Origin of the sequence: Levilactobacillus angrenensis, from assembly GCF_003946085.1 — a bacterium.
Taxonomy (GTDB): Bacteria; Bacillota; Bacilli; order Lactobacillales; family Lactobacillaceae; genus Levilactobacillus; species Levilactobacillus angrenensis.
In genome coordinates this window covers 50797-67754 of the sequence record NZ_RHOB01000009.1, presented here as the reverse complement: position 1 = coordinate 67754, position 16958 = coordinate 50797, and the positions used below count along the sequence as shown (strand labels likewise).

The 16958-nt window shown below is 51.7% G+C and carries 13 protein-coding genes; all 13 read left to right on the top strand.

Features of this window, described 5'->3' with window-relative positions; all coding sequences use genetic code 11:
* Nucleotides 1-152: 152 nt before the first annotated feature.
* Complete coding sequence (locus EKM83_RS06905) at nucleotides 153-4490, top strand: PolC-type DNA polymerase III (protein WP_125575903.1); 4338 nt, start codon at nucleotides 153-155, stop codon at nucleotides 4488-4490.
* Nucleotides 4491-4938: 448 nt separating this feature from the next.
* On the top strand, nucleotides 4939-5214 hold the full coding sequence (locus EKM83_RS06900; protein WP_125575902.1) for a hypothetical protein: 276 nt from the start codon (nucleotides 4939-4941) through the stop codon (nucleotides 5212-5214).
* 127 nt (nucleotides 5215-5341) lie between these two features.
* Nucleotides 5342-5815, top strand: coding sequence for a ribosome maturation factor RimP (gene rimP / locus EKM83_RS06895; protein ID WP_125575901.1), 474 nt, complete (start codon nucleotides 5342-5344; stop codon nucleotides 5813-5815).
* Nucleotides 5816-5834: 19 nt separating this feature from the next.
* Nucleotides 5835-7082, top strand: a complete 1248-nt coding sequence (nusA, locus tag EKM83_RS06890) for a transcription termination factor NusA (RefSeq protein ID WP_125575900.1) — start codon at nucleotides 5835-5837, stop codon at nucleotides 7080-7082.
* A 26-nt stretch (nucleotides 7083-7108) separates the two neighbouring features.
* Nucleotides 7109-7405, top strand: coding sequence for an RNase P modulator RnpM (gene rnpM, locus EKM83_RS06885; protein ID WP_125575899.1), 297 nt, complete (start codon nucleotides 7109-7111; stop codon nucleotides 7403-7405).
* On the top strand, nucleotides 7398-7700 hold the full coding sequence (locus EKM83_RS06880) for a L7Ae/L30e/S12e/Gadd45 family ribosomal protein (protein WP_125575898.1): 303 nt from the start codon (nucleotides 7398-7400) through the stop codon (nucleotides 7698-7700). The genes rnpM and EKM83_RS06880 overlap by 8 nt, the downstream gene beginning before the upstream one ends.
* A gap of 47 nt (nucleotides 7701-7747) precedes the next feature.
* Complete coding sequence (gene infB, locus EKM83_RS06875) at nucleotides 7748-10159, top strand: translation initiation factor IF-2 (protein ID WP_125575897.1); 2412 nt, start codon at nucleotides 7748-7750, stop codon at nucleotides 10157-10159.
* Between the two features lie 19 nt (nucleotides 10160-10178).
* On the top strand, nucleotides 10179-10529 hold the full coding sequence (rbfA, locus tag EKM83_RS06870) for a 30S ribosome-binding factor RbfA (RefSeq protein ID WP_125575896.1): 351 nt from the start codon (nucleotides 10179-10181) through the stop codon (nucleotides 10527-10529).
* 397 nt (nucleotides 10530-10926) lie between these two features.
* Complete coding sequence (gene truB / locus EKM83_RS06865; RefSeq protein WP_125575895.1) at nucleotides 10927-11838, top strand: tRNA pseudouridine(55) synthase TruB; 912 nt, start codon at nucleotides 10927-10929, stop codon at nucleotides 11836-11838.
* Between the two features lie 22 nt (nucleotides 11839-11860).
* A complete protein-coding gene (ribF, locus tag EKM83_RS06860; RefSeq protein ID WP_125575894.1) occupies nucleotides 11861-12817 on the top strand; it encodes a riboflavin biosynthesis protein RibF in 957 nt (318 codons plus the stop codon).
* A 532-nt stretch (nucleotides 12818-13349) separates the two neighbouring features.
* Nucleotides 13350-14387: a heat-inducible transcriptional repressor HrcA gene (hrcA, locus tag EKM83_RS06855; protein WP_125575893.1), complete on the top strand. Its 1038-nt coding sequence runs from the start codon at nucleotides 13350-13352 to the stop codon at nucleotides 14385-14387.
* Nucleotides 14388-14407: 20 nt separating this feature from the next.
* A complete protein-coding gene (gene grpE / locus EKM83_RS06850) occupies nucleotides 14408-14998 on the top strand; it encodes a nucleotide exchange factor GrpE (RefSeq protein WP_125575892.1) in 591 nt (196 codons plus the stop codon).
* A 37-nt stretch (nucleotides 14999-15035) separates the two neighbouring features.
* Nucleotides 15036-16907, top strand: a complete 1872-nt coding sequence (dnaK, locus tag EKM83_RS06845; protein ID WP_125575891.1) for a molecular chaperone DnaK — start codon at nucleotides 15036-15038, stop codon at nucleotides 16905-16907.
* The last annotated feature ends 51 nt before the right edge of the window (nucleotides 16908-16958 follow it).

Genomic DNA, 16958 nt, shown 5'->3' with positions numbered 1-16958 from the left:
AGGATCGCGGTCCTGGCTGGTATAATAGTGTTTTGCCCAAGTACAGGTCGTCAATCACTGTGATACCAGGATCTAATTTCCCAGTATATTTCAAGTTTTCCCGCAATTATTTTAGTCACCAATCAGTTTTAAGTAACGAAAGGAGTTTCCTCGTGGACGAAGATCGCCATGCTTTATTTGAAAAATTATTACAACAACTAGATCTGACCGCCGCTGCGGAACAACCGTATTTTCAGACGGCCACCATTGACCGGCTAACGGTGCACGAGCAGTCACGGCGCTGGCACTTTTTCTTAAAGTTGCCTAGTTTAATGCCGTTCACGGCTTTCGTAGATTTCCATAACCATTTACAAATGGCGTTCAAAGACATTGCCCAAGTCGAAGCCACCCTGGAGGTCGACGCTCCCGAATTGACCAACCGGGCACTGGGCGATTATTGGAAATGGGTCGTCGAAAACAGTGGCCTGACCAGTAATTTGGTTCAGGAGTTGTGCCAGTCGCAGGTGCCGGAACTGGACGCCGACAACCGGGTCTTACTCTATGCGCAAAATGAAGTGGTCAAAGATTTTCTAGCCAACCAAGCCCTAGGACCGTTGGAAGCCACCTACCGGGATGCCGGTTTTCCCAAGTTCAATATCCGGGTGATGGTCGACGAGTCCAAGTCGCAGGCCAAAATCGACGAGTTCAAGGCGCGACAGGAAAAAACGGATGCGCAACTAGCCCAACAGGCCGCCGCAGCCATTGAAAAGGCTAACCAGAAACGGGCCGCTCAGGGGGATACCCCAGCCGCCACGGGTCCTACCCAGATTGGGAAGACCATCAAGGGCGACCAACCGATTACTCGAATGGTCGACATTACCCAAGAGGAACGCTCCGTGGTGGTGGAAGGCTACGTCTTCGACAAGGAAGTTCGGAAATTACGTTCGGGTCGTCAGCTGTTGACGCTGAAGATTACCGATTACACGTCATCGTTTGCCGTGAAGAAATTCTCACGGGGAGCGGAAGACGAAGCCCAATTTGCCGGAGTTGAAGAGGGAAGCTGGGTTAAGGTACGGGGGAGTGTCCAAGAAGACACGTACATGCATGATTTGGCCCTCAACGCCTACGACATCAACCAGGTCAAGCACGCCACCCGTCAAGACACGGCACCCGCCGATGAGAAGCGCATTGAATTGCATTTGCACACGTCCATGAGCCAAATGGATGCCACCAACCCGATTGGCGATTACGTCAGTCGCGCGAAAAAGTGGGGCATGCCGGCTCTGGCGATTACGGATCACGCCGACGTGCAAGGCTTCCCAGCCGCCTTTAATGCGGGGTCGAAAGCGGGCGTGAAGATGCTGTACGGTGTCGAAGCCAACCTCGTCGACGATGGGGTACCGATTGGGTACAACAGTGCCCACGTTCCCCTAGACGGCGCGACCTATGTGGTCTTTGACGTGGAAACGACGGGGCTGTCCGCCATCTACGACAAGGTCATTGAATTGTCAGCCGTTAAGATGCAACACAAGAACGTGATCGACCAATTTGAAGAGTTCATCGACCCTGGTTTCCCGTTGTCTGAGCAGACTACGAATTTGACCAGTATCACCGATGATATGGTCGCAGGGTCCAAGTCGGAAGAAGAAGTCTTCAAGCTCTTCCGCAAGTTCTGTGGCGACGCAATCATCGTCGGCCATAACGTGACTTTCGATGTCGGCTTCATGAACACCGGTTACCAGCGCCACGGGATGCCGGAGATTCCTAATCCCATCATTGATACCTTGACATTGGCCCGCTTCTTATACCCAACGTTGAAGAGTTACCGGCTGAATACGTTGGCTAAACGCTTCCACGTCAGTCTGGAACACCATCACCGGGCCGTTTATGATGCGGAATCGACGGGACACTTGAACTACTTGTTCTTAAAGGATGCCGAGGACCGCTACGATATTCAGTACCACGATCAGTTGAACGATCACATGACCGATAACGATGCTTACAAACACGCCCGGCCAAGCCATGCGATTTTGCTGGCACAGACGCAAGCGGGCTTGAAGAACATGTTCAAGCTGGTCTCCGCGTCCAACGTGGACTATTTCTACCGCGTTCCGCGGGTGCCGCGTAGCGTGTTAGACCACTACCGTGAAGGCATTCTGGTCGGTTCGGCTTGCTCATCCGGCGAGGTCTTCACCGCCATGATGCAAAAAGGTCAGGTCGAGGCTGCGGCGAAGGCCAAGTACTACGACTACCTGGAGGTCCAACCCAAGGCGGCTTACCAACCGTTGATTGATTCCGGTCTGATTGCCGATGAGGCTAACCTGGAAGAAATCGTCGGCAACATGGTCAAGTTGGGCCACGACCTCGACAAGCCCGTGGTGGCGACCGGCGACGTGCACTACCTGGATCCCGAGGACTTTATTTACCGAAAGATCTTGATTCACTCGCAAGGGGGTGCCAACCCGTTGAACCGGCAGGAATTGCCGGACGCTCATTTCATGACGACCAACGAGATGCTAGACGACTTTGCCTATCTGGGTGAAGACACGGCCAAGGAAATCGTGGTCACCAACACCCATAAGATTGCGGACGAAATCGACGAGGTTCACCCGTTAAAAGACAAGCTGTACACGCCGCGAATGGAAGGGGCCGAAGACGAAATTCGTCAGCGGACCATGGACACCGCCCACGCGTGGTACGGCGATCCGTTGCCCGAACTGGTGCAACACCGAGTTGACCGGGAACTGAAGTCGATCATTGGTAACGGGTTCTCCGTGATTTATTTGATTGCCCAACGGCTGGTAGCCAAGTCCAACAAGGACGGGTACTTGGTTGGGTCACGGGGGTCCGTTGGCTCCAGTGTGGTGGCGACGTTCACTGGGATTACCGAAGTGAACCCCTTGCCGCCGCACTACCGGTGCCCGAACTGTCAGTATTCGCATTTCTACACCAAGGGTGAGTACAGCTCGGGTTATGATTTGCCCGAGAAAAACTGCCCCAAGTGTGGGACTCTGATGATTGGCGACGGTCACAACATTCCGTTCGAAACGTTCTTGGGGTTCAAGGGAAACAAGGTTCCCGATATTGATTTGAACTTCTCCGGGGACTACCAACCGATCGCGCACAACTATACCAAAGTCTTGTTCGGTGAGAAGAATGTTTACCGGGCCGGAACGATTGGGACCGTGGCCGATAAGACGGGTTACGGGTACGTGAAGGCCTATGAGCGCGATACTGAGCAGAACCTTCGGGGAGCCGAGGTCGATCGGCTGGCCAAGGGCGTGACCGGGGTCAAACGAAACACTGGTCAACACCCCGCGGGGATCATTGTTGTGCCGGATTACATGGACATTTACGACTTCACGCCGATCCAGTACCCAGCCGACGACCAGAACGCCGCTTGGCAAACGACCCACTTCGATTTCCATTCGATCCATGATAATATTTTGAAGATTGATATTCTGGGACACGATGACCCGACCATGATTCGGACCCTGCAAGATTTGTCCGGGGTCGATCCGCAAACGATTCCGATGGATGATCCTGGGGTCATGGCGCTGTTCTCTGGTACGGATTCTCTAGGTGTCACGCCGGAACAGATTCAGTCCAAGACGGGGACACTGGGTGTGCCTGAATTTGGGACGCGCTTCGTCCGGGGAATGCTGGAAGAAACCAATCCGCAAAACTACTCCCAACTGCTACAGATCTCTGGCCTGTCTCACGGGACCGACGTGTGGTTGGGCAACGCCGAAGAGCTGATCAAAAACGGTACGGCCACCATTGCCAACGTGATTGGGTGTCGGGATAACATCATGACCGACTTGATCAACTTCGGCCTGGATTCTGAAACGTCCTTCCAAGTCATGGAACACGTGCGGAAGGGCCGGGGGATTCCGGACGAATGGCAAGAGAAGATGAAGCAAACGGATTGCCCAGATTGGTACATTGATTCTTGCTTGAAGATCAAGTACATGTTCCCGCGGGCCCATGCCGCAGCCTACGTGTTGATGGCACTGCGGGTAGCGTACTTCAAGGTCTATTTCCCCATCATTTACTATGCTGCCTACTTTTCCGTGCGGGCTGACGACTTCGATGTCGTGGCCATGGCACAAGGAAAGACGGCGGTCAAGGCGGCCATGAAGGCCATCAATGACCAGGGGATGGATGCTTCCGCCAAGGACAAGAACCTCTTGACGGTGCTGGAGTTAGCCAACGAAATGCTAGAACGGGGCTTCAAGTTCAAGATGATTGACCTGGAACGTTCCGATGCTGCTGACTGGATCATTGACGGCGACACGTTGATTGCCCCGTTCCAAGCCGCACCTGGCTTGGGGTTGAACGTGGCTAAGCAGATTGTGGCGGCCCGTAATGACCGGCCATTCATTTCCAAGGAAGACCTGGCTAAACGCGGCAAGGTTTCCAAGACCATCATCGACTTCATGACGGAAAACGGCGTGCTGAAGGGCTTGCCGGATGAAAACCAATTGAGTTTATTTGATGATATGATGTAAAAGCGTGTGGCAGCAGGCGGAACCAGTGTCTGTGGACGCACGTTTCAGCCAAATAAAATTGGTGCATAAGAGGTGGGGACTTCGGTCCTGACCTCTTTTTGTATTGGGCGGACGGCAGGCGGCCAGCTCTCGCTACAAAGCTGTAACCGATTAATCCTAACATGCTGAATCTGGCTCTAGCTGATTTCTATCTCTTAGCCCTTTAGTTGGTGAACGAGTGTCGCGCCAAGTCACTCAGTTATCAGATAGTTCAATCACTAACTAATTATCAACCATAGCCAAGACCGGCAAATCAGCGTTTCTACCGGATAAAAAAGCAGGCAGTGACTCACCCGGCAATTGACCGGATTAGCGTTATGGAAACGCTTACAAAATGAAAGAATTATGTTATACTTGAACCAAGGAAACGTAAACCATTAATAAACTTTAGCGAAAGCGGGTGTTCACCATGTTACGGCGGTTCGTGCGGTTACCAGATGGGTGGATTTTTCTGGCAGGTTATTGTTTGATTGGCTTAGGTTACATTTTGTTCGGTACATTGGCGAGCGTCGGGGAAGCCACGTTCTTGGCCATGGTCCTGGCGTACTTCGTGGTGGCATTCGTTTTGACCCTGATTAAGACTATTAGTCTCCGGTCGATGACCACGACGCGGCTGAATTTCTTAGTTTTTGAGTTCATTACCATCGTGGGATTTATTTTATTACTGGTAACTTGCGAAGCCTAGGCGGCAGAACAGTTGCAATCTCGGGCTTAGTGTAGTATTGTAGTACTTGTAGTTAAACTCGTTTTTTAAATGAGTGAGCAGTCAATGCTCACTCTTTTTAATGGATAAATGTAGGAGGCGGAATTCTTTGAGTACTGTCGTCGAGACCGTGACGGCCTTAGCCCAGCCAATCGTGGCGCATCATCAGTTTGAATTAGTTGACGTTGAATTTGTCAAGGAAGGCAAGAGTTGGTACCTGCGGCTCTACATCGATAAGCCCGGGGGCATCAACATTGAAGAATGTGCGATGGTCAGTGATGAAGTGTCTGAGAAGTTAGACAGCATCGACCCTGATCCCATTCCTCAAGCGTATTTCTTAGAAGTATCCTCACCGGGTGCTGAACGACCACTGAAGAAGCCAGCTGATTTTGAAAAAGCCGTGGGCGATTACATCCACGTGTCACTTTACCAAAAGATCGGTAACAGCAAGGTTTACGAAGGAACGTTAGACTCACTGAGCGCTGACAGCATGGAACTGACCGTGAACTTGAAGGGTCGTATCAAGACTCTGACGATTCCACGTGACGCCATTGCCCAAGCCCGGTTGGCCATCAAGTTCTAAATAAGGAGCGAAACAACACATGAGTAAAGAATTATTGGGTGCCTTAGACGTTCTGGAAACGGAAAAAGGCATCGACAAGCAAATCGTCATCGATGCGCTCGAGGCGGCGTTGGTGTCGGCCTACAAGCGTAATTATGACCAAGCCCAAAACGTGGAGGTCAACTTCGACCAACGTAAGGGGGACATTCACGTCTTTGCCGTGAAGAAGGTCGTTGACCAGGTCTACGATTCTCGGCTGGAAGTCAGCTTGGATGAAGCACTGACCATCAACAAGGGTTATGAAATTGGGGATGACATCAAGTTTGAAGTGACTCCCAAGAACTTTGGCCGAATCGCGGCGCAAACCGCTAAGCAAGTCATCTTGCAACGGGTCCGCGAAGCCGAACGTAACATCATTTACAACCAATACAGCCAATACGAAAACGAAATCGTGACCGGGGAAGTTGAACGCCAAGACTCACGGTTCGTTTACGTCAGCTTGGGTAAGGTCGAAGCCGTCATGGGTCGTCAAGATCAAATGCCTAACGAAACGTACCGGATTCACGACCGCATCAAGGTTTACGTGACCCGGGTCGAAAATGCGACTAAGGGTCCACAAGTCTTCGTTAGCCGGACGCACGCTGATTTATTGAAGCGATTGTTTGAACAAGAAGTCCCAGAAGTTTACGATGGGACTGTGGAGATTATGGCAATTGCGCGTGAAGCTGGCGACCGGGCCAAGGTAGCGGTTCGCTCGAACAACCCGGACATCGATCCAGTGGGGACCACTGTGGGCCCACGGGGGCAACGGGTTCAAACGATCGTTAACGAACTCGGTGGCGAAAACATGGATATCGTGGAATGGACGGATGACGAAGCCAAGTTCATCGCCAATGCCTTGAACCCAGCGGAAGTCTTAGACGTCATCTTTGATCCCAACAACGAACGGGCTTGTGAAGTCATCGTGCCGGATTACCAGTTGTCCTTAGCCATTGGTAAGCGCGGGCAAAATGCTCGTTTAGCCGCTAAGTTGACCGGTTATAAGATTGATATCAAATCAGAATCCGAAGCATCTGCTATAATGGAAGCTGATCAGGCTACTGACGACGAGGCTGCCAGTGACGATAGCACCGCGGCTGAACCAGCACCAGCTGCTGATGACGCTGCTAGTGACACGGCTACTGACGCAACGCCTGATGACACGACAACGCCGGCAGCGCCTGCTGATGAAGCAGCCGCTACTGACGATGCCACTGACACGACTGATAACGGCGACGACGCCGAGTAGCGTTGTGCTAAAGGAGGGTTAGGTCCATGAAACAACGGAAGGTCCCCATGCGCAAAGATATTGTGACTGGGGAAATGGCACCGAAAAAGCAATTGGTCCGGGTCGTCCGGAACCAAGCTCAAGAGGTCAGCATTGATCCGACGGGGAAGCAGTCCGGTCGCGGCGCATACATTAGTTTGGATGTCGCCATTGCCCAAAAGGCAAAGAAAGAACGGACCTTTGACCACGCCTTTGGTGTCAAAATCGATGACCAATTTTACGATGATTTGATTGCGTACGTTGATCATCAACAAGCGCGGCGGGAATTATTTGACAATGACTAATTCTGAGCGCGCTTTACAATTATTAGGATTGGCGCGGCGAGCAGGTAAGCTGGTCACCGGCGAATCCTTTGTCTTAGCCGCTGTGCGGGATAAATCAGCGCGCCTGGTCTTTCTGGCCAGCGATGCCGGTAAGAGTAGTCAAAAGCAATTCCGCGACAAAACAACGAGCTATGACGTTCCATTGAATGACTCATTTACCAAGGACCAATTGAGCACGGCCATCGGGTCGGCGCGCACGGTCATAGCAATTACTGATCCGGGATTCGTCCGGAAGTTACAACAATTACTTAAGTAGCCGCCTGACGTTCTCGTGATCGGTAGAATATGAAGGAGTGTGAAGATATGGGGAAAAAGCGAATTTATGAACTCGCCAAAGAACTTAACGTCTCCAGTAAACAGATCATCGATAAGGCCGCAACTAAGGGCTTTCCGGTGAAAAACCACATGTCAACGCTCGGCGAGAACGAAGAACGTCAGTTACGGGCTGCTTTTCAGTCCCACGGGAAGACCCAGTCGCAACCTGAAAAGGTGCAAGCGGCTCGGCCGGCCCAAACCGGTAACCAGACGGGACATGCCACAACGCATAAGCGTTCGGCAAGTCAGTCACAGACCACTGCCAATCGGGGCAACCAGCAGAACCATGTTGGTAACGATAGCCACCGTGGTCAGCAAACTGCCAACGGTAACCGGAACCATAACAATGGTAATGGGGGCAGTAATCAGAATCACCGTAACAATAATAAAAATAACAGCCAGGCTGGAAGTCAGCAACACAATTCCGGCACCGGCAGATTTGGTGGAAGCTTGAATAATAATACAAATAATAGTAACGGCCGGCGTGGTAGTAACAATGGCAACAGTCGTGGGGGCCGGAATAACCGGAACAACCGCAATAACCGCCGCCGTAATAACAACAATAATCGTTACAAGAAGAACCAACGGATCAAAGACACGAACCAACACAAGGGCGCACCAGAACGGAAGAACAAGGCGTTACCAGAAGTCTTAGTCTACAGTGACGGGATGAACGCTCAAGACTTGGCGAAAATCTTACACCGTTCTTCAGCTGAAATCGTGAAGAAGCTCTTCATGTTAGGCGTCATGGTCAACCAAAACCAATCCCTGGACAAGGATACGATTGAAATCTTGGCTGACGACTACGGCATTCAAGCCAAGGAAAAAGTCGAAGTCGACGTTTCTGATATCGACAAGGCCTTTGACGCTGAAATGGCCAACAAGGATCATCAAGTATCTCGAGCACCAGTTGTCACGATCATGGGTCACGTTGACCACGGGAAGACCACGTTGCTGGACCACTTGCGGCACTCTCACATTACCGAGGGTGAAGCCGGGGGGATCACGCAGGCCATTGGGGCTTACCAAGTCCACTACAATGACAAGCTGATTACTTTCTTGGATACCCCAGGACACGCGGCCTTTACCGAAATGCGGGCCCGTGGTGCGGAAATCACCGACATTACGGTGCTGGTGGTTGCTGCGGATGACGGTGTCATGCCCCAAACCATCGAAGCCATTCACCATGCTAAGGCAGCGGGAACGCCAATCATCGTGGCGGTCAACAAGATCGATAAGCCGGGTGCTAACCCGAACCACGTGATGGAACAATTGACGGAATACGAATTGATTCCAGAAGACTGGGGTGGCGACACCATCTTCGTAGAAATCTCTGCGAAGTTTGGCAAGAACATCGATGAATTACTCGACATGATCTTGTTGCAGGCCGAAGTGCTGGAATTGAAGGCTAACCCTGAACAAAACGGTGCCGGGAGTGTTATCGAAGCTCGTTTGGATCAAGGTAAAGGGTCTGTTGCCACACTGTTGGTTCAACAAGGGACCTTACACGTTGGTGACCCGATCGTTGTCGGCAATACCTTTGGTCGGGTGCGGACGATGGTCAACGAACGGGGCCGTCGCATCAAGGATGCCGTCCCATCAACTCCTGTTGAAATTACAGGGTTGAACGACGTGCCAGAAGCCGGGGACCGGTTCGTGGTCTTCGACGATGAAAAGACGGCGCGGGCTGCCGGTGAAGAACGGGCCAAGGAAGCCTTGGTCAAGGAACGCCGCAACACGAGTCACGTCACGTTGGACAACTTATTTGATTCCCTTAAGGAAGGCGAAATGAAGGAAGTTGACGTCATCATCAAGGCTGACGTTCAAGGTTCCGTCGAAGCCTTAGCTGGGAGTCTGAAGAAGATTGATGTTTCCGGTGTCCGGGTCAACATCATTCACTCTGCCGTAGGGGCCATTAACGAAAGTGATGTTACCTTAGCGGAAGCTTCAGATGCCATCATCATTGGCTTCAATGTTCGGCCAACGCCACAAGCGCGGGCCCAAGCCGACAGTGACAAGGTTGACATTCGTTTGCACAACGTCATCTACAACGCCATCGATGAAATCGAAACGGCGATGAAGGGGATGCTGGAACCAACCTACGAAGAACAAGTCATTGGCCAAATCGAAGTTAAGGATATCTTCCATGCTTCTAAGGTCGGGACAATCGTCGGTGGGATGGTTACCGAAGGCTACGTTACCGCTGACAGCGACGTCCGCTTGATTCGTGACGGCGTGGTCATTTACGAAGGTAAATTAGGTAGCTTGAAGCGTTTCAAGGACGACGTCAAGCAAGTTAAGATGGGTTATGAATTAGGATTAACTATCGAGAACTACAACGACATCAAGGTAGACGACGTCATCGAAGCCTACGTGATGAAGGAAGTTCCCGTTAAATAAATAATCGGAGGCAACTGTCATGGCACAATATCGAGTTGGCCGGTTGGAACAAGAAATCCAACGGGAAGTTACGGATATTCTCCTCAAACGGGTCCGCGATCCACGGGTCGAGGGCGTGACCGTTACCGGGGTAGAAGTCACCGGTGACTTACAACAGGCAACGATTTACTACAGTATCTTATCCGATAAGGCCTCATCCGCAGAGAAGACCCAACAGGGATTGGACAAGGCCACGGGCCTGATCCGTTCCGAATTGGGTTCACGATTGAGCATCTACAAGACGCCAGAATTGACGTTTGAACAAGATTCCTCAGTTCGCTACGGTAGCCACATCGATGAACTGTTAAATGAATTACACCACCGCGAGTAATCGAGGCGGTCGGAGGTGCTGGTCAGTGTTGGCCAGCGCCTTTTTTTGCGCAAAATCGGCTGCCTGGGGTGCTGCGTTTCAGCCATGGCAAATTGGTGCAGAGAAGTTGAAAGGCTGGTTCCAGGCGCTTGCGGCCGCAAATTCGCGCGTAACGTTGGTCACACACCGCTAGTCTGTGGTAAACTATAACCTATTCTGTGTCAATAGCTAGATGAGTTGGCGAAGTGGACAATCGTTGCTGGCGGGCTTACCAAACGGCCCAGTGAACAGGAAGCCCATTCCTGAGCTGGGGGCGTTTCCCCATAGTAGGTGGCTTCCCTGGCAGTCAACAGCACTGATCTAGCAAGTTTAATGGCGTAAAGCCAACAGATTTACCAGTAAGAACGGAGGAACCGGAATGGACGGGATTATCCCCTTGTACAAAGAACGTGGCCTCACTAGCTTTGACTGCGTGGCCAAATTGCGCCACATTCTGCATACCAAGAAGGTCGGTCACAGTGGGACCCTGGATCCTAGCGTCGATGGCGTTTTGCCCATCTGCATTGGTTCAGCGACCAAGGTGGTGCCGTATCTCATGGCCTCTGGCAAGGTCTATCGTGGCACGGTGACCTTGGGCCTAGCCACGACGACTGAGGACTTAGACGGTGATGTCGTGGAACGCCAAGCCTTGACCCGGCCCTTTACACTAGCCGAATTAACGGCAGGGACGGCGCAATTGACTGGAACGATTCAACAGACACCACCGATGTACTCCGCGGTCAAGGTTCGTGGGCGTAAGTTGTATGAATATGCGCGCGCCGGTGAAACGGTTGAACGGCCGACCCGCACCATCACGGTTGACCACTTTAACTTGGCTGATGCCGGTACCTTTGACGCCGACCAGGGGACGCAGACCGTGGCCTTTGAAGTAGCCTGTTCCAAGGGGACTTACGTGCGGACGCTCGCCGTTGATCTGGGCCGCTTATTAGGGGTGCCGGCCGTGATGGCCTCGTTGACTCGCCAACAGAGCGGGGGCTTCACGTTGGACCAGACGGTGACGCTAGACCAAGTCGCCGAAGCCATGGCCAATGAGGACCTGACGCCCATTTTACGGCCTATCGACTACGCGCTGAGTGCCTATCCACACGTGGCGCTGAGTGAGCGTGTCTGGGGACTAGCCAAAAATGGCGTCTTTCTCACCGCTGATGAGCTAGACGGTGCCACGGCTCCCGAAGTTGCGTTGACCTATCAGGGAGCGACCAAGTGTCTGTATCAGTGGTCCGAAGAAAAGCAACAATATAAGCCGCTAAAAATGTTTGCGGTGAACTAAGTTTTGAGAAGAGGAATTTCCAATGGAAGTTATTCACATACACCACCCGTTAGATGCACGGCAAATTCCCGATGAGCCAGTGGTTTTGGCCATGGGCTTTTTCGATGGCGTTCATCGCGGGCATCAAGCGGTGATCAATCGGGCTAAGGCTTTGGCTCAGGCTAAAGGGGTCAAGCTGGCTGTCCTAACGTACGATCACCATCCTGCTTTGGTTTACCGGCCGTTACAGGCGGATGACCAGAAGTATTTGAGTCCCATCAAACGTAAGCTCCAGCAGCTTGACCGCCTGGGCGTTGACCGCGTATTTCTGGTCAACTACACCGGTGAGTTTGCGGCTCAAACGCCCCAGGAATTTGTCGACCACTACCTGGTGGCTTTCCATACGGTGGCGGCTGTGGCCGGGTTTGACCACACGTACGGCAAAAAGGATGTGGCCAATATGGCACATCTCCCTGAATATGCGCAGGGTCGCTTTGATGTGGTGACGGTGCCCGAAGAAGCCAGTGGGGATGAAAAAGTCAGCTCCACGCGGATTCGTCAGGCCATGCGGGCCGGTGATGTAGATCTGGTGAACCAACTTCTGGGATACACTTATCGCTCGACGGGACTGGTGGTCCACGGCGAGGCGCGCGGACGGACCATTGGTTATCCCACGGCCAACGTCATGGCCCCACAAGACGAATGGATTCCGGGCATCGGCATTTACACGGCTCGGCTGAAGGTCGGCGCCATCTGGTACCCTGGGATGGTCTCTGTGGGCCGCAACGTGACCTTTGGGGATAACCGACCAATCACGGTTGAAATGAACCTCCTGGACTTCCAGGGCAACTTATACGGGGAACCAGTCGAGGTCGAATGGCACCACCGGTTGCGTGGTGAGGTAAAATTCGCTGATGCGGACGGTTTGGTCGCTCAGTTAAAACAAGATGAAGCAGACACCCGGGCCTATTTCCATCAGGTGGCGGCGCGTGAATCGTAAACAATTTAGAGGACTTAGCCAACTCGTTACGGCGGGCGCTGAGTCCTTTTTGCTTGGCAGCTAAAGAGGTTGAAAGACGAAAACTAGCTAAAACCGCTGTCGCCACGCAACTTCTCACATTAAAATCAGCCGCTGCCAGCCACGTAGTCCCGGGCTGCCAACAATGGGTTGGTTCGCTGTGGGCGGACAGGTCGAGCAAAAGGGCGTTGAGCCGAAAATCACGTCTCAACGTGGCCTCATAGCCGAAACGTGCGCCGACAGGCAACTGGTTCCGCTTAACACCGCTAGGTAAATAATCCAGAATCAGGATTATCCACCTAGCGCCGTTAATGCTCGCCAGTTAACCGCCTGTCGTCACACTCTTTTTTGGCTGAAACCGCTGTATTCTAAGGGAATTCTAAAAAATTAGCACTTAAACCCAACGATTGCTAAAAATTCTACCAGATTTCTTGACTTCAAAACCCGGTTTTGCTACATTATATATGTGACTTAGCACTTGTGTTGTTTGAGTGCTAAAAAAGGGGTGATTGTGATGCTTTCAGAAAGACAAATGATGATTCTGCGAGCCGTTGTCCGCGACTTCACTAACACTGGTGTGCCGGTGGGGTCTAAGGCATTAGCCAAGCAGTTACCCATCCACGTAAGCTCAGCGACAATTCGTAATGAGATGGCAGCGTTGGAGGAACAGGGCTTGATTAAAAAGACCCACTCCTCTTCCGGGCGGATTCCTTCGGTTGAAGGGTACCGGTATTACGTTGACCATTTGGTAAAACCCGATCCGTTACGGCCCAACGATATTGACGTGATTCAATCCTCATTAGGTGGCGACTTCCACAAGATTGACGAAATTATTTCGCAATCAGCCACGATTTTGTCTAACCTAACGAGCTATACCGCGTTTACGTTGAAGCCGGAATTAAAGGATAGTCGGCTCAGTGGCTTCCGGTTAGTGCCTCTCGGTAAGCGGCAAGTGATGGCAATTCTGGTCACCGACAGTGGTGACGTGGAAAACCAGACCTTTGACGTGAGTGAGTCCGTAACTGGCGACCAATTAGAAGCCGTCGTGCGACTGATCAATGATCAGCTGGTCGGGTTGACGCTTCCAGAAGTTGTTCAAAAGCTGCAGGCGGATATTCCAATGAAAATTGCCAATTACCTGCAGAGTCCGGAAGGCTTTCTGGACATTTTCGGCGACGTGCTGACCCGGGCTGCTCAAGAGCGGTTCTACGTTGGTGGTCGGCTGAATCTGTTGAACTTCTCGCAGGATAGCGATGTGGATTCACTGAAGTCGTTGTATTCATTGATCGACAAGACCGATGATATCGCCAACGTCTTGGGGCAACCGCGGGATAACATTTCCGTACAGATCGGTAATGAAATGACCAACGATGCCTTGAGAAACTTCAGTTTGATCACCGCCACCTACGACGTGAACCAGCATGGCAAGGGTATGATCGCCATTTTAGGCCCGACCCGCATGCCGTATTCTCGGATGTTAGGAATTGTCGGTGCGTTTCGTGAAGAGCTCGCGAAGAAACTGTTAGATTACTATCGGTTCTACGACGAGTAAAGAAAGGGAGGTTTTTTATCGTGGCTGACAAGCAACAACCATCCACTGATGATGAAACTGCGGCAAAGGCCGCCACTACTAAGCAAGACCCAGACAAGACTGAGCAAGCCGCACCGGCGGACAAACAGCCCGCTGACAAGTCCAAGCCAACAGTCACCGCGGAAGCTTTGGCTACCGTACAAAAGAAGGCGGACGACTTCGAGGACAAGTACCTGCGCGCCGAAGCGGAAGTGCAAAACATGCAGACCCGTTACCAAAAAGAACAGGCCGCGCTCATCAAGTACGATGGTCAGCAACTCGCTAAGGACGTGCTCCCCGTGATCGATAACCTGGAGCGGGCCTTAGCGGTCGAAGCGACTGACGAGACGAGCAAGCAGATCAAAAAGGGTGTGCAGATGACCTACGATCACATGGAAGACGCGCTGAAGCGTAATCATGTGACGGAGATCGAAGCGTTGGGGAAGAAATTTGACCCAACGTTGCACCAAGCGGTTCAGTCCGTACCAGTCTCTGACGGGCAAACGGCTGAAACAGTGGTCAACGTGCTCCAAAAGGGCTACCAACTAAAGGACCGGGTGCTCCGGCCTGCCATGGTTGTCGTCGCTCAATAAATTTATAAATAAAAAACTAAAAAAGAGGGAATTTTTGATGGCAAGTAACAAGATTATCGGAATTGACTTAGGGACGACTAACTCTGCCGTTGCCGTTCTTGAAGGCAGTACCCCAAAGATTATTGCGAACAAGGAAGGCGCCCGGACGACGCCATCCGTTGTTGCTTTTAAAGACGGTGAAACCCAAGTTGGTGAAGTGGCCAAGCGCCAAGCAATCACCAACCCAAACACCATTTCATCTATCAAGAGTCACATGGGTGAAGCTGGTTTTAAGGAAACCATCGATGGCAAGGATTACACGCCAGAACAAGTTTCCGCAATGATTTTACAACACTTGAAGTCATTTGCTGAAGACTACATTGGTGACACGGTCGACAAGGCGGTCATCACGGTCCCAGCTTACTTCAACGATGCCCAACGGCAAGCCACTAAGGATGCCGGTAAGATTGCTGGCTTGAACGTTGAACGGATCATCAACGAACCAACGGCTGCAGCTTTGGCTTATGGTTTGGACAAGCAAGACAAAGATGAAAAAGTCATGGTTTACGACCTTGGTGGTGGGACCTTTGATGTGTCCATCCTGGACTTAGGTGACGGTGTCTTTGACGTGCTGTCAACGAACGGGGATACCCATTTAGGTGGGGATGACTTTGACCAAAAGATCATGGACTGGCTGATTGCCGGATTCAAGGATGAAAACGGTGTGGACTTATCCAAGGATAAGATGGCCGTTCAACGGTTAAAGGATGCGGCTGAAAAGGCTAAGAAGGACCTCTCTGGGGTTACCGAAGCTCAAATCAGCTTGCCATTTATCTCTGCCGGCGACAATGGCCCACTGCACTTGGAAAAGAGCTTGACGCGGGCTAAGTTCAACGAATTGACCGCTGACTTAGTTGAAAAGACGCGGATCCCAGTTGAAAACGCCTTGAAGGATGCTGACTTACAAGCCAGCGACGTTGACGTTGTCATCTTAAACGGTGGGTCTACGCGGATTCCAGCCGTTCAAGAAGCCGTTAAAAAGTGGACGGGTAAGGAACCTAACCACTCCATCAACCCTGATGAAGCCGTTGCGTTAGGTGCCGCTGTCCAAGGTGGGGTCATCACTGGTGACGTCAAGGACGTTGTCTTATTGGATGTAACGCCACTGTCCTTAGGTATCGAAACCATGGGTGGGGTCTTCACCAAGCTGATCGACCGCAACACCACGATTCCTACCAGCAAGTCCCAAGTCTTCTCGACTGCTGCGGATAACCAACCAGCCGTTGATATCCACGTCTTACAAGGTGAACGGCCAATGGCTGCTGACAACAAGACGTTGGGTAACTTCCAACTCGCTGACATCCCAGCCGCACCTCGTGGGGTTCCTCAAATCCAAGTGACCTTTGATATCGATAAGAACGGTATCGTGAACGTTTCCGCTAAGGATATGGGCACGAACAAGGAACAAAAGATCACCATCAAGAGTTCCGATGGCTTATCCGATGAAGAAGTCGACAAGATGATGAAGGAAGCTAAGGAAAACGAAGCTGCCGACAAGAAACGTAAGGAAGAAGTCGACACCAAGAACGAAGTCGACCAATTACTCTTCCAGACCGACAAGACGTTGAAAGACGTTAAGGGGAAGGTCTCTGACGACGAAATCAAGAAGGCCGAAGATGCTCGTGACGCCTTGAAGAAGGCCCAAGAAGCCAACAACTTGGATGACATGAAGAGCAAGAAGGATGATTTGAACAAGATCATCCAAGACCTCTCTGTCAAGTTGTATCAACAAGCCCAACAAGCGCAACAAGCCAAGGGCGGTGCTGATGGCGCTGCTGGCCAAGCTAGTGGCGACGCTAAGAGCGATGGCAAAGACGGCGACACCGTTGATGGGGACTTCCACGAAGTTCACGACGACGATAACAAGTAATTGCCCCGTTTCACTTTAAGAGAGTGTAGACAAGAAGTCAGAGTCCCTGGG

What these genes read in the sequence shown, in the direction of transcription:
- hrcA (WP_125575893.1), top strand. Translation starts at nt 13,350, where the DNA reads ATGCTTTCAGAAAGACAAATGATGATTCTGCGAGCCGTTGTCCGCGAC.
- EKM83_RS06900 (WP_125575902.1), top strand. Translation starts at nt 4,939, where the DNA reads ATGTTACGGCGGTTCGTGCGGTTACCAGATGGGTGGATTTTTCTGGCA.
- rbfA (WP_125575896.1), top strand. Translation starts at nt 10,179, where the DNA reads ATGGCACAATATCGAGTTGGCCGGTTGGAACAAGAAATCCAACGGGAA.
- dnaK (WP_125575891.1), top strand. Translation starts at nt 15,036, where the DNA reads ATGGCAAGTAACAAGATTATCGGAATTGACTTAGGGACGACTAACTCT.
- EKM83_RS06880 (WP_125575898.1), top strand. Translation starts at nt 7,398, where the DNA reads ATGACTAATTCTGAGCGCGCTTTACAATTATTAGGATTGGCGCGGCGA.
- ribF (WP_125575894.1), top strand. Translation starts at nt 11,861, where the DNA reads ATGGAAGTTATTCACATACACCACCCGTTAGATGCACGGCAAATTCCC.
- rnpM (WP_125575899.1), top strand. Translation starts at nt 7,109, where the DNA reads ATGAAACAACGGAAGGTCCCCATGCGCAAAGATATTGTGACTGGGGAA.
- infB (WP_125575897.1), top strand. Translation starts at nt 7,748, where the DNA reads ATGGGGAAAAAGCGAATTTATGAACTCGCCAAAGAACTTAACGTCTCC.
- truB (WP_125575895.1), top strand. Translation starts at nt 10,927, where the DNA reads ATGGACGGGATTATCCCCTTGTACAAAGAACGTGGCCTCACTAGCTTT.
- nusA (WP_125575900.1), top strand. Translation starts at nt 5,835, where the DNA reads ATGAGTAAAGAATTATTGGGTGCCTTAGACGTTCTGGAAACGGAAAAA.